The 13,052-nt window shown below is 52.1% G+C and carries 13 protein-coding genes; 4 read left to right on the top strand and 9 right to left on the bottom strand.

What is annotated here, in order from left to right:
* Positions 1-3: 3 nt before the first annotated feature.
* Complete coding sequence (gene lapA / locus JM656_RS10180; RefSeq protein WP_203361031.1) at positions 4-312, bottom strand: lipopolysaccharide assembly protein LapA; 309 nt, start codon at positions 310-312, stop codon at positions 4-6.
* Between the two features lie 150 nt (positions 313-462).
* Positions 463-1,227: a phosphatidylglycerophosphatase B gene (pgpB, locus tag JM656_RS10175; RefSeq protein ID WP_203361030.1), complete on the bottom strand. Its 765-nt coding sequence runs from the start codon at positions 1,225-1,227 to the stop codon at positions 463-465.
* A gap of 195 nt (positions 1,228-1,422) precedes the next feature.
* Between pgpB and ribA the strand changes: the two genes are divergently transcribed.
* Positions 1,423-2,013 carry a GTP cyclohydrolase II gene (gene ribA / locus JM656_RS10170; RefSeq protein ID WP_203361029.1) on the top strand — a complete coding sequence of 197 codons (591 nt, stop codon included), beginning with the start codon at positions 1,423-1,425 and terminating at the stop codon, positions 2,011-2,013.
* Positions 2,014-2,093: 80 nt separating this feature from the next.
* Here ribA and acnA read toward each other — a convergent pair whose 3' ends face one another.
* The 6 genes from acnA to topA all read right to left on the bottom strand — a co-directional run bounded on the left by acnA (position 2,094) and on the right by topA (position 9,731).
* Entirely contained in the window at positions 2,094-4,769 is a 2,676-nt protein-coding gene (acnA, locus tag JM656_RS10165) for an aconitate hydratase AcnA (protein ID WP_203361028.1), read from the bottom strand.
* A gap of 189 nt (positions 4,770-4,958) precedes the next feature.
* Positions 4,959-5,054 (bottom strand): hypothetical protein, encoded by a 96-nt coding sequence (locus JM656_RS22290; RefSeq protein WP_238929220.1) that lies wholly within the window; start codon positions 5,052-5,054, stop codon positions 4,959-4,961.
* A 255-nt stretch (positions 5,055-5,309) separates the two neighbouring features.
* Entirely contained in the window at positions 5,310-5,483 is a 174-nt protein-coding gene (locus JM656_RS10160) for a hypothetical protein (RefSeq protein WP_203361358.1), read from the bottom strand.
* Positions 5,484-5,624, bottom strand: coding sequence for a YmiA family putative membrane protein (locus JM656_RS10155; RefSeq protein WP_203361027.1), 141 nt, complete (start codon positions 5,622-5,624; stop codon positions 5,484-5,486).
* 325 nt (positions 5,625-5,949) lie between these two features.
* Positions 5,950-6,924, bottom strand: a complete 975-nt coding sequence (cysB, locus tag JM656_RS10150) for an HTH-type transcriptional regulator CysB (protein ID WP_192612388.1) — start codon at positions 6,922-6,924, stop codon at positions 5,950-5,952.
* Between the two features lie 209 nt (positions 6,925-7,133).
* On the bottom strand, positions 7,134-9,731 hold the full coding sequence (gene topA / locus JM656_RS10145; protein WP_203361026.1) for a type I DNA topoisomerase: 2,598 nt from the start codon (positions 9,729-9,731) through the stop codon (positions 7,134-7,136).
* A gap of 394 nt (positions 9,732-10,125) precedes the next feature.
* On the opposite strand from topA, the gene JM656_RS10140 reads away from it, so the two are divergent.
* Entirely contained in the window at positions 10,126-10,377 is a 252-nt protein-coding gene (locus JM656_RS10140; protein WP_162383544.1) for a YciN family protein, read from the top strand.
* A 35-nt stretch (positions 10,378-10,412) separates the two neighbouring features.
* Here the strand turns inward: JM656_RS10140 and sohB are convergent, their stop codons facing one another.
* Complete coding sequence (sohB, locus tag JM656_RS10135) at positions 10,413-11,459, bottom strand: protease SohB (protein ID WP_203361025.1); 1,047 nt, start codon at positions 11,457-11,459, stop codon at positions 10,413-10,415.
* Positions 11,460-11,695: 236 nt separating this feature from the next.
* Between sohB and JM656_RS10130 the strand changes: the two genes are divergently transcribed.
* Positions 11,696-12,457, top strand: coding sequence for a YciK family oxidoreductase (locus tag JM656_RS10130; protein WP_203361024.1), 762 nt, complete (start codon positions 11,696-11,698; stop codon positions 12,455-12,457).
* Entirely contained in the window at positions 12,454-13,044 is a 591-nt protein-coding gene (gene cobO, locus JM656_RS10125) for a cob(I)yrinic acid a,c-diamide adenosyltransferase (RefSeq protein WP_203361023.1), read from the top strand. Before JM656_RS10130 ends, cobO begins: the two co-directional genes overlap by 4 nt.
* Positions 13,045-13,052 lie beyond the last annotated feature (8 nt).

The following is a 13,052-nucleotide window of genomic DNA, read 5'->3' as shown; positions in this document are numbered from 1 at the left end:
TGATTATTCCTTCGCAACCGACGAATCGGGAGTTACCGCAACGTCGGTCGCAGGTGCAAGCTGGTTTTCCAGTCGTTTAATTTTACGTTCTGCACGCGTCAGCGAAACGCGAACACGCAGCCAGAACAGGCCGCAAATCAGCCAACCAATGGCAAAACCTGCGGCAAATAAGACGGCAAGCAAGGTAGAGATACGATACTCGCCCTGAGCCAACAGATAATTAAACGTCACCTGTTGATCGTTTTGCGCACCCAATGTTACCGAAATAACAAAAATCGCCAACACCAGTAAGAAAATGAGTAAATATTTCACATTACTTCCCGTTATGTGGTTTGAGCGAATAAATCGTGTTCAACTTACCGCATTCATCCTGTTAAATTACCATTTTCACGACGAGTGCGAAATGGAAAAGCGCCCTGCCAACAAATGATTTAAGGGCAAATTACGGAAAATCAACCACGATCAGTCTTCTTGTTCACGTTCAGCTATCTCACGAACCTCTTCCACTGGCGGCGTTAAAGGCCCGCACAGCCGTTGCGCCAGCCAGGTCGCAAGCGTTACCAGAAGCCAGGATATCACGGTCGCCACCACTAAATCGCGAGGCCAGTGCATCCCCAATACCATCCGGCTCCCCATCACGCCAGTCGCCCAAACCAATAACAGCGCAATTGTCAGAGTTCGTCTGCGGGGCCATAACAGCCCCACGGCCAGCAATGCCCAACTGGCCGCAAACATCGTGTGTCCGGAAGGAAATGCGAAACCCGTCTCTTTTTGCCAGTGTTTGCGTAAAAAGCTCGGAATATCATGCTGTCCGGACAGTTGTTCTTTCACTAAGTTACCACGTTCTTTACGCTTTAAAGTGTAGAACTCATCAACAGGAATATGGTGCGTTTTTTCCAGCCAAATGACAAACGGACGGGGTTCCTGTACGTGTTCTTTGACCCAGGATTTTATCCCCTGACCCAGCATAATCGCCGCAGCGAGGATCGCAAATAGCATAATGGCCGCGTTGAGGCGAAAGCGTAAACACCAAAGAAACCAGACGCACAGAATCACATGGGTGATAATTCCCCAGGGCTGAGTGACCGTTTCAGTTACCCAGTATAGGGCTTTTAACCACCAGACATTGTGTCCCGGCTGCCAGGTCCAGCCCGAGATCCACACGGCAACAGGCATGGCAAGTAACAACGCGGCACCGACAGCGGTACGTTTGGCGATTGAAAGCATGAACTCTCCCCTTTGATAATTCACGCAATGATAACCGAAAATGACGTAGGTCGGGAAAATTGACATATTTGTGCCATTCCAAATTCGAACGCACGACAGTGATTAGGTGAAGTCCGTCAGCTTATGGCAAAATAGACCGATACAGAAGCCAACAGGCGACGGCACGTCAGGTGCCAGCATAATCTGGAGAAATACATGCAGCTTAAACGTGTGGCAGAAGCCAAACTGCCAACCCCATGGGGCGATTTCCTGATGGTGGGATTTGAAGAACTGGCAACCGGACACGATCACGTCGCGCTGATCTATGGCGATACTTCAGGGAAAACACCGGTCCTGGCACGTGTCCATTCTGAATGTTTAACGGGCGACGCGCTGTTTAGCCTGCGCTGTGATTGCGGATTTCAGCTCGAAGCCGCACTTTCGCACATTGCGGAAGAAGGTCGCGGTATCCTGATGTATCACCGCCAGGAAGGACGTAATATCGGCCTGCTCAATAAGATTCGCGCGTATGCGTTGCAGGATCAAGGCTATGACACGGTTGAAGCCAACCACCAGTTAGGTTTTGCTGCAGATGAGCGTGACTTTACCCTCTGTGCGGATATGTTCAAGCTGCTGGGGGTGGATGAAGTTCGCCTGCTCACCAACAATCCGAAGAAAGTCGAAATCCTGACAGAAGCCGGCATCAATATCGTTGAGCGTGTGCCGTTGATTGTCGGGCGTAACCCGAAAAATGCGCACTATCTGGATACCAAAGCCGCCAAAATGGGCCATTTGCTGGATGAGTAAATGCCCGTCTTGCGCGGTCCGGTAAGTAAGACGCCCTCTTACCGGGGAAAAAGCCTGCTCACGCAGGCTTTTTTGATCGTTTAGTGCAGCATATTACGAATCACGTAGTGCAGAATGCCGTCATTCTGGTAATACGTTAACTCGGTTGCCGTATCAATGCGGCATCGACAAGCAACCACCTCTGTGCTGCCATCCGTCCGGGTCAGGGTGACCGGAATCGTCGCGCCTGGTTTCAGCTTTTGCAGATCCGCAATATCGATGATTTCCTCACCGGTTAGCCCAAGCGTTTTACGGCTCACGCCTTGCGGGAACTCCAGAGGCAAAATCCCCATCCCAATCAGGTTCGAACGATGGATACGCTCGAAGGACTCCGCAATCACCACGCGGATCCCCAGTAACCGTGGCCCTTTTGCCGCCCAGTCACGACTAGATCCTGAGCCGTACTCCTTCCCGGCGATAATCGCCAGCGGGGTTTTCTCCTGTTGATACTGCATTGCCGCATCGTAGATCGCCACGACATCGGAGCCCGGCAAATGACGCGTCATTCCGCCTTCAACACCGGGTACCATTTCGTTACGAATACGAATATTGGCAAATGTGCCTCGCATCATCACTTCATGGTTGCCGCGTCGCGAACCGTAGGAGTTAAAGTCTTTACGCTCTACGCCACGCCCTTGCAGATAGCGCCCTGCCGGGCTATCCGGTTTGATGCTCCCGGCGGGCGAAATGTGGTCGGTGGTGACCGAATCGCTCAGCATGGCGAGAATACGCGCCCCATGAATATCTTCAACCGGATCAGGTTGAGCCTGCATCTCGTCAAAGAAGGGCGACAGGCGAATATACGTCGAATCCTCCTGCCAGCCATAGGTGTCTGAGCGCTCAACCTCAATCGCTTTCCATTCCGGTGTGCCTTCAAAGACTTCCGCGTACTCTTTGCGGAACATCTCCGTTGAAACCTGCGCAACGGCGCGGGCAATTTCTTGTGCCGACGGCCAGATATCTTTCAGATAGACCGGATCGCCTTTTTTGTCATGACCCAGCGGGTCCTTCGCCAGATTAAGGTTCATATTCCCGGCCAGCGCATAGGCCACCACCAGCGGCGGCGACGCCAGCCAGTTGGTTTTCACCAGCGGATGGATTCGGCCTTCAAAGTTGCGGTTGCCTGAAAGCACCGCCCCCACGGTCAAATCCCCTTTTTTAATGGCGGTTTCGATAGGATCGGGCAACGGGCCGGAGTTACCGATACAGGTGGTGCAGCCATAGCCCACGAGGTTGAATCCAAGCTCGTCGAGATACGGCGTAAGCTTCGCCTTTGCCAGATAGTCGGAGACCACTTTTGAACCGGGCGCCAGCGAGGCTTTAACCCAGGGTTGGCGTTTCAGTCCCAGCGTCACCGCTTTTTTCGCCAGTAACCCTGCGGCCATCAATACGCTGGGGTTTGAGGTATTGGTACAGGAGGTGATGGCCGCAATCACGACCGCGCCATCCGGCAACTGGTATTGATGACCGTTCAGAACATAATCAACAGGCTGCCGGTCTTTCTGCGCCGTGTTCAGTTCCAGTGCGCTACTGGCGGCAAAGGCTTTCGGTACATCGCCCAACGCGACCCGGTCCTGCGGACGTTTCGGTCCCGCCAGGCTCGCTTCAACCTCGCCCATGTCTAATTCCAGCGAACTGGTGAACACCGGCTCATCGCCCGTGTTACGCCACATGCCTTGCGCTTTCGCATAGGCTTCCACCAGCGCAACCTGTTCGTCGCTACGTCCGCTTAATTTCATGTAATCCAGGGTGACGGCATCAATCGGGAAGAAGCCACACGTTGCCCCATATTCAGGCGACATATTGGCGATAGTTGCCCGATCGGCCAGCGGCAGCGAATCCAGCCCATCGCCGTAGAATTCGACGAATTTGCCCACCACACCATGCTTACGCAACATTTGCGTGACCGTCAGCACCAGGTCAGTGGCGGTAATGCCTTCCTGCAATTTACCGGTCAGTTTGAATCCCACCACATCAGGGATCAGCATCGAGACGGGTTGGCCCAGCATCGCCGCTTCCGCTTCGATCCCTCCGACACCCCAACCTAATACCCCCAGTCCATTAATCATGGTGGTATGTGAATCCGTTCCCACCAGCGTATCCGGATACGCCACCCACTCGCCATCCTGTAGCTCACTCCAGACCGCTTTACCCAGATATTCCAGGTTCACCTGGTGGCAAATTCCGGTTCCCGGAGGGACTACACTGAAGCGGCTAAATGCCTGCTGCCCCCAACGTAAGAAGACATAGCGTTCGTGGTTACGCTCCATCTCCAGTCGGACGTTTTCCTCAAACGCGCCCTCATCGCCAAAATGATCGACCGTGACCGAATGGTCAATCACCAGATCAACGGGAGACAGCGGGTTTACTTTGGCCGTATCGCCTCCCAGGCGCTTGACCGCCTCGCGCATCGCGGCGAGATCGACCACCGCCGGCACACCGGTAAAATCCTGCATCAGAACACGGGCCGGGCGATAGGCAATTTCACGGTCAGCATGGGCGTTTTTCAACCAGCCCGCCAGCGCCCGGATATCCTCTTCCGTGACCGAGTCTCCATCCTGCCAGCGCAGGAGGTTTTCGAGCAGAACTTTTAATGATTTGGGTAAGCGGGTGATATCACCCAAAGATTTGGCGGCCAGCGGCAGGCTGTAGTAATGCAACGTTTTGTCTTTGACCTGCAACGTCTCCTTACTGGCCTCTCGTAGGGTTGACGACATAGCTCCTCCTTAATAACAGGGTTTGCGATACCCTGATTCTCCTCAGGGTTAGTATTAAAGATAACACAAACAAAATGTAACGTTTTGATAACAACCCGAATTGATAAAAGAGGAGGAAACGTGCAGGAGGGAATCAACACAAGACAATGCCCGACGGCATGGCGCTATCGGGCATTGAGAAGAAGGAAATTAACGGATCACGAACCCCAACAATGAGGCCCAGAATAATAGTGAGACGAAGAACGTGCTTAGCCATGACCAATATTTAACACTGCCTGTTTGCATAAGCGACACCTGCATTTGTTCAGAGAATAATATGCTCGTCGTACTTCAAGCGACCTGCGCTGCGACCGCGTTTACCCACCTCAGACACCGACGGTAGTGAACCCCAGGGCTTCTCTCATCTGGCGCGATACGGTAATTCGAACCCGGTAAAATTAACTGAGATTTTCTCAGCGCGATATTGCTGTGGTGTAGGAATAATGACAGCTCAAGCTATTAATAATCTGAACTAAAAAGTGAGAATAAGAATTTTATCGATTATTTTTTCTGTTGCTCATCATCCGCAAATGAATCAATAAATGCCTGCTGCTGTTGCGTCAGTTTCCATGACTCTGGAATATGCGTCACGCATCCGGTTGCCGTTTTTTTCTCGTCATCACAATGCGGAGGTTGTTTTGACAAAGCGGACTGCTGCTCTTGTGTGACCATCATTTATCCCCACACTTGCCAGATCAACAGCGCAACCGCAACCCAGAACAGTGCGGAGCCAACAAAAACCACGAGCCAGGCTTTGCGTTTCAGCTCAGGGTCTCGGCGTGGTTCCTGGTTTCCAGACGGCATTGCTAACCTCATACAATCGACATCACTTATTGTTTTAGCACCAAACGATTGATGCAACTAATCATCAGATGAGACAAATCCTAAAGAAACTTTAGTCAGAAATCCAGCGAATTTACGCATCGTTTCCAGTGAATAAATCAATCTTTTGACACGAAATAAATATTTGAAGGGTGAAATTTGCGAGGCGGGGAATTTATAACTACTTTACGACCTCATTACCTTGAATATTATGCGGTTACTATTTTCAGGATCGTTGATTCAATTTCCAGGTCGATATATCCGACATTATTTTGGTATCCCCCACTAACAGGAGATACCAAAAACAGCACCTTCGCGATTACTTCTCAGGCAGTTTAATATCGTTAAACATGGCTTCGATTTCTTCATTAGAACGTAATGCCACTGCGGTATCTACCACATCACGCGTCAAATGCGGTGCGAAACGCTGAATAAAATCATACATATAACTGCGTAAGAATGTGCTACGGCGAAAACCGATCTTGGTGGTGCTGTGGCTGAAAATATCATGCGCATCAACACGAACAAGGTCAGGATCGGCAATAGGGTCCACCGCCATACTGGCAATCACCCCAACCCCCAGCCCCAGCCTGACGTAGGTCTTGATAACGTCCGCATCCGTTGCAGTAAAGACAATACGCGGGGTTAAGCCGGCACGAGTAAACGCGGTGTCCAGCTCAGAACGCCCGGTAAAACCGAAGGTGTAAGTCACCAGCGGATATTGCGCCAGCTCTTCAATCGAGACCGATGATTTCGCTGCCAGCGGATGCTCCGGAGTCACGACAATAGACCGGTTCCAGTGATAGCACGGCAGCATGACCAGATCGTCGTACAGATGCAGCGCCTCGGTGGCGATGGCGAAATCCGCATTGCCTTTGGAAACCGCTTCCGCAATTTGGGTTGGTGACCCCTGATGCATATGCAACGACACGCGTGGATAGCGCTCGATAAATCCTTTGATGACATTTGGCAGTGCGTAGCGTGCCTGAGTATGCGTGGTCGCAATATACAGCGAACCTTTATCGGGCCATGTATGCTCCCCGGCGACCGACTTAATCGCATCAACCTTTGACAACACCTCACGCGCGATGCGAATAATTTCCTGCCCCGCCGGGGTGACTTGCGTAAGATGTTTCCCGCTGCGGGCAAAAATCTGGATACCAAGCTCATCTTCCAGCATACGAACTTGTTTACTGATGCCCGGCTGGGAGGTGTAAAGTCCTTCTGCTGTTGAGGAGACATTAAGGTTGTGATTAACCACCTCAACAATATAGCGAAGCTGCTGTAATTTCATGTTAGCCATCCAGATTTGTGCCATCAGATCATCGTTTGAGAGCAAACTCCGCCGAGTTGCTAATACGATTTAATAATAAGAAAGTCGATAACTATAACCACTATATCATTTATATTTGTAGTGTATAGACGTGGCGAAAAAATAATAAGTCGCCCATAAAAAAGGCCGCTTTCGCGACCTTTTTACACCAAATAACTGTCAGTTAACGGTTATTTCTTACCTTCCACCCACTTGCCGTCCACAAAGAAGGCTGACCAACCGGTGGCTTTTCCGTCTTTTTCCGCAGCAACATATTGCTGTTTCGTTTTACGACTGAAGCGCACCAGGGTCTTGTTACCGTCAGCGTCCTGTTGTGGCGCGTCGGCCAGATAACGCAGTTTTTCCGGCAGACGATCGCGGAAGCGGTATAGTTCTTCCACTAACGGTGCACGTGTTTCACGTGATTTCGGGAACGTATTCGCCGCCAGGAAGATACCCGCCGCCCCGTCACGCAGGACGAAGTAAGCATCGGATTTTTCACACGGCAGTTCAGGCAGCGGCACCGGATCTTCCTTCGGTGGAGCCACTTCGCCGTTACGCAAAATCTTACGGGTGTTTTTGCACTCGTCGTTGGTGCAGGCCATGTATTTACCAAAACGCCCCATTTTCAGGTGCATTTCAGAACCGCATTTCTCACACTCAACGATCGGGCCGTCATACCCCTTGATGCGGAACTCGCCCTCTTCGATTTCGTAACCGTCACACGTCGGGTTGTTACCACACACGTGCAGCTTACGTTTTGGATCGATCAGATAGCTGTCCATCGCCGTGCCACATTTCTGGCAGCGACGTTTAGCACGCAAGGCGTTGGTTTCTGCATCATCGCCTTCGAGCACGTTCAGGACTTCGTTTTCCGGCACCAGGTTGATGGTGGTTTTGCAGCGCTCTTTCGGCGACAGGGCATAACCGGAGCAACCGAGGAATACACCTGTGCTGGCGGTACGGATCCCCATCTGACGACTACAGGTTGGGCAGTCGATACTGGTCAGCACCATCTGATTCGGACGCATACCGCCCTCTTCAGGATCTTTCTCGGCTTTATCCAGTTGCTGAGTAAAATCACTGAAGAAGTTGTCGAGCACACCTTTCCATTCGGCTTCGTGATTCGCCACCTGGTCAAGGCTGTTTTCCATTTGTGCGGTAAAATCGTAGTTCATCAGCTCGCGGAAGTTTTCTTCCAGACGGTCGGTGACGATTTCGCCCATTTTTTCTGCGTAGAAACGACGGTTCTCAACGCGCACATAACCGCGATCCTGGATCGTAGAGATGATCGACGCATAGGTTGACGGACGACCGATACCGCGTTTTTCAAGCTCTTTCACCAGTGACGCTTCACTAAAGCGTGCCGGTGGTTTGGTGAAGTGCTGCGCCGGGGTCAGTTCGACCAGCGTCAGCGCATCGCCTTTATTCACAGCTGGCAACGTGCGGTCTTCATCACCCTTACGCAGCGCGGGCATCACTTTTGTCCAGCCGTCAAAACGCAGGATACGGCCACGCGCTTTCAGACGGAAATCCCCTGCGCCAACGGTCAGCGTGGTGGAATCGTACTGTGCCGGGGTCATCTGACAGGCGACAAACTGACGCCAGATCAGTTGATACAGTTTCTGCGCATCGGCTTCCATATCCTTCAGGACTTCCGCCAGGACGGAAACATCAGAGGGACGAATCGCTTCGTGCGCTTCCTGCGAGTTTTCTTTGCTCGCGTACTGATTGGCGTTCTCCGGGAGATATTTCTTACCGAAGTTGTCGCCGATGTAATCACGCACCATGGATACTGCATCCTGACTCAGGTTTGTTGAGTCAGTACGCATGTAAGTGATGTAACCCGCTTCATACAAGCGTTGCGCCATCATCATGGTTTTCTTAACACCAAAGCCCAGACGCGTACTGGCCGCCTGCTGTAGCGTGGAGGTGATAAACGGCGCGCCCGGCTTGCTGCTGGTCGGTTTATCTTCACGTTCCAGCACGCTATAGCGCGCTTTCTCCAGCAGACTCACCGCCGCCAGCGTTTGCTCGCGGTTAACCGGACGGAACGGCTTATCATTCTGGTGCGTGACCTCCAGCGGTAACGCATCGCCGGACGGCGTGGTCGTGCTGGCATCAATTTCCCAGAACTCTTCAGGAACAAACGCTTTGATCTCGCGCTCGCGCTCAACGACCAGGCGTACCGCAACGGACTGAACACGACCGGCAGAGAGACCACGCGCAATCTTTTTCCATAACAGCGGAGAGACCATATAACCCACAACGCGGTCCATAAAACGACGCGCCTGTTGTGCATTAACACGGTCAATGTTCAGTTCGCCGGGCTTTTCAAATGCCTGACGAATAGCGTTCTTGGTAATTTCGTTAAACACCACACGACTGTAGCGTGTGTCATCACCCCCGATCACTTCCCGCAGGTGCCAGGCAATGGCTTCCCCTTCGCGGTCAAGGTCGGTTGCGAGATAGATGTGGTCAGCTTTTTCAGCCAACTGTTTTAGTTCAGAGACAACCTTCTCTTTGCCGGGCAGCACTTCGTAGTGCGCATCCCAGTCATGCCACGGGTCAACCCCCATACGATTGACGAGCGCGCCACGTTCATCCTTTTTGGGCTTTTTGGCCGTTTTGGTGGAGGTAGAGTCGGCGCTCTTTTTAGCTGCTGAGCCACTGGTCGGCAAATCACGGATATGACCCACGCTGGATTTCACCACGTAGTCATTACCCAGATACTTGTTGATCGTTTTGGCTTTTGCCGGGGACTCAACGATGACAAGAGCTTTACCCATATTCACCTTTACCTAATTTGATTCTTCCAGAATGCGTCGCACGTTGATTCACCTTCCGCTGGCGACGAGACACCGATATGGTCTCTGCGACGACGGATATCAACCCCTTATACTGACTGTGTGCACGAAATAGTCAGGTGACTGAGTTAACAGGCTTTTTAGCACACAAGCGTTATAGCACGACGGAATTGTGGTTGAATGTCAAGCAATTCTGTTGCCAGATTGACGAAAGCGTCACACTGTACCTGATAAAATCCGTTACGCAACTTTATTAGCATGCAAAAACAAATCTCGCCAGTGACGCCCATATCATAAAGCCCTCGGTTTCCTCATGGAATATTTGCCCATAAGCGGCGCTCGGCGTAGACTAATGTCCTTGTTTAAGGAGTAAAAAATGCACAAAGACACTCAACCCATCGATCGCGAAACACTGCTGAAAGAAGCCAACAAAATCATTCGTGAGCATGAGGACACGCTGGCGGGGATTGTAGCCACCGGTGTGACACAGCGAAACGGCGTGCTGGTCTTCAGTGGCGATTACTTTTTAGACGAGCAAGGATTGCCGACGCCAAAAAGCACCGCGGTGTTTAACATGTTTAAACATTTAGCCCATGTGCTCTCTGAGAAGTATCACCTGATCGATTGAAAGCAAAACGCGAGGCCAGTGCCTCGCGTTTTCGTTTACATCAGCGGCTTTTGCCCGCGCTGCCACCAGCGAAGCAACAGTTTGTCCGCGCTTTCTGCTGCACTGCCCGTAAAACGATCGATCAGTTTTTTACGCTGCATAAACCGAACGCTCAGCACTTCGCGACCATCCATCAGATCAAGGATGACGTCATCACTGGTATTCACTTCGTCCACCAGCCCTTTTTCCAGTGCCTGTTGACCGTACCAGTGTTCGCCAGTCGCCACCTTTTCGATGTCCAGACTCGGGCGCATCCGCTGTACAAAATCTTTGAACAGATGATGGGTTTCATTCAGATCTTCACGGAATTTCTGTCGCCCTTCTTCCGTATTCTCCCCTAACAGCGTCAGCGTACGTTTGTACTGTCCGGCAGTATGCAACTCAATATCGATCTCTTTACCTTTCAGGAAGCGGTTAAAGTTCGGTATTTGTGCGACGACCCCAATCGATCCCACAATGGCGAACGGCGCTGAGACAATTTTATCGGCCACGCAGGCCATCATATAACCACCGCTGGCCGCCACTTTATCGACCGTGACGGTTAAGGGAACCTGCTTATCGCGCAGGCGCTGTAATTGCGACGCCGCCAGACCATAGCCGTGGACAACGCCCCCGGGGCTTTCCAGACGAACCACCACCTGATCCTGAGGTTTAAACACCGCCAGCACCGCGGTCACTTCTTCACGTAATGCGCTCACTTCGTGCGCATCCATGCTGCCTTTAAAATCAAGCACCCAGACACGGGGTTTCCCGCTAGCATCGCTCTCGCCCAACTTCGCTTTGGCTTTCGCGGCCTTCGCCTCCAGCTTGTGTTTCTTTTTCTGCGCCTTATGCCAAAGTTTTTGCTGTGCGCCATCCAGCAGGCTCATCGCCAGCTCTTCTTTCATCTCTTTATACTGCTCACTGAGATTCGTCACCCGTAATTCACCGCGTTGACGTTTACGCTGGGTAGCATTCACAACAATCATGGCAATCACGCCAATCGCCACCACCACGGTGACGATTTTTGCCAAAAACAACCCATATTCAGACAACAATTCCACGAGTCCCACCTTGGTTAAACATTCCAACTTTGCCTCAGTGTACAACAGGCCTGTGACCCCGTCTCGCTTCATCCATCGGGATGTTACTCAGTGAAAAACATGACAAAGCGTTCATTTTACGGCGTTATCACCGTTGGCTGATTGAAAAACCGGAGGGTTTCAGGCATAAAACCCAAAAGTTAATGAAAAGATAAGACAACTGGCAGGGTGACCCAACGCGTCGCCGAGGAGTAGCCGTGCATTACCAACCAAAACACGATTTACTGCAGGACCGTATTATTCTGGTCACTGGCGCCAGCGATGGCATTGGCCGCGAGGCAGCACTCACCTATGCCCGCTACGGCGCCAGCGTCATTTTGCTCGGCCGTAATGAAGAAAAACTGCGTCAGGTGGCGCAAACCATCGCCGGGACAACAGGTTCCATGCCGCAGTGGTTTACGCTGGATTTGCTGACCTGTACCTCAGAGAATTGCTATCAGCTGGCCCAGCGCATTGAAGCGCACTACCCGCGCCTTGACGGTGTATTACACAACGCCGGACTGCTCGGCGATATTTGCCCGATGAGCGAACAGAATCCGCAGGTCTGGCAGGAGGTGATGCAGGTTAACGTCAACGCGACATTTATGCTGACGCAGGCGCTGCTTCCTTTATTACTCAAATCGGATGCCGGTTCACTGGTGTTTACCTCGTCAAGCGTCGGGCGACAGGGCCGCGCTAACTGGGGCGCTTATGCGACCTCAAAATTTGCAACGGAAGGCATGATGCAGGTGCTGGCAGATGAGTATCAAAATCGTCAATTGCGGGTCAATTGCATCAATCCTGGCGGCACACGCACCGGTATGCGCGCCAGCGCTTTCCCGTCAGAAGATCCGTTAAAACTGAAAACACCCGCCGATATTATGCCGCTTTATCTGTGGCTGATGGGCGATGACAGCCGTCGTAAAACCGGTATGACTTTTGATGCCCAACCGGGCCGTAAACCAGGAATCGCCCAATGAGTGAAGAACGCTACCAACAGCGCCAGCAGCGCGTAAAAGACAAGGTTGACGCCCGCGTTGCAGCGGCACAGGACGAACGTGGGATTGTGATTGTGTTTACCGGCAACGGCAAAGGTAAGACAACCGCTGCATTTGGTACCGCAACGCGTGCAGTCGGCCATGGAAAGCATGTCGGCGTGGTGCAGTTTATCAAAGGAACCTGGCCAAACGGGGAGAGGAATTTGCTTGAACCCCATGGCGTTGAGTTTCAGGTGATGGCGACAGGTTTTACCTGGGAGACGCAAAACCGTGAAGCGGATACTGCGGCGTGTCTGGCCGTCTGGGAGCATGGTAAACGTATGCTGGCCGATGCAACGCTGGATATGGTGGTGCTGGATGAGTTGACCTATATGGTGGCGTACGACTATCTGCCGCTTGAAGAGGTTCTGGACGCCTTAAAGGCGCGCCCGGCGCATCAAACGGTGATCATCACGGGACGGGGTTGTCATCGGGATATTCTGGAGCTGGCGGATACCGTAAGCGAACTGCGTCCGGTCAAACACGCTTTTGAAGCGGGCGTGAAAGCCCAAATGGGTATCGATTACTGACTGTAGGC

It is taken from the genome of Citrobacter sp. R56, from assembly GCF_016811995.1.
In the GTDB taxonomy this organism is placed as follows: Bacteria; Pseudomonadota; Gammaproteobacteria; order Enterobacterales; family Enterobacteriaceae; genus Citrobacter_D; species Citrobacter_D enshiensis.
The sequence above is the reverse complement of the archived record's forward strand: the minus strand, read 5'-3'. Positions and strand labels throughout refer to the sequence as shown.

Coding starts and splice junctions, on each gene's coding strand:
- pgpB (WP_203361030.1), bottom strand. CDS start 1,227: ATGCTTTCAATCGCCAAACGTACCGCTGTCGGTGCCGCGTTGTTACTT.
- ribA (WP_203361029.1), top strand. CDS start 1,423: ATGCAGCTTAAACGTGTGGCAGAAGCCAAACTGCCAACCCCATGGGGC.
- acnA (WP_203361028.1), bottom strand. CDS start 4,769: ATGTCGTCAACCCTACGAGAGGCCAGTAAGGAGACGTTGCAGGTCAAA.
- JM656_RS22290 (WP_238929220.1), bottom strand. CDS start 5,054: ATGCAAACAGGCAGTGTTAAATATTGGTCATGGCTAAGCACGTTCTTC.
- JM656_RS10160 (WP_203361358.1), bottom strand. CDS start 5,483: ATGATGGTCACACAAGAGCAGCAGTCCGCTTTGTCAAAACAACCTCCG.
- JM656_RS10155 (WP_203361027.1), bottom strand. CDS start 5,624: ATGAGGTTAGCAATGCCGTCTGGAAACCAGGAACCACGCCGAGACCCT.
- cysB (WP_192612388.1), bottom strand. CDS start 6,924: ATGAAATTACAGCAGCTTCGCTATATTGTTGAGGTGGTTAATCACAAC.
- topA (WP_203361026.1), bottom strand. CDS start 9,731: ATGGGTAAAGCTCTTGTCATCGTTGAGTCCCCGGCAAAAGCCAAAACG.
- JM656_RS10140 (WP_162383544.1), top strand. CDS start 10,126: ATGCACAAAGACACTCAACCCATCGATCGCGAAACACTGCTGAAAGAA.
- cobO (WP_203361023.1), top strand. CDS start 12,454: ATGAGTGAAGAACGCTACCAACAGCGCCAGCAGCGCGTAAAAGACAAG.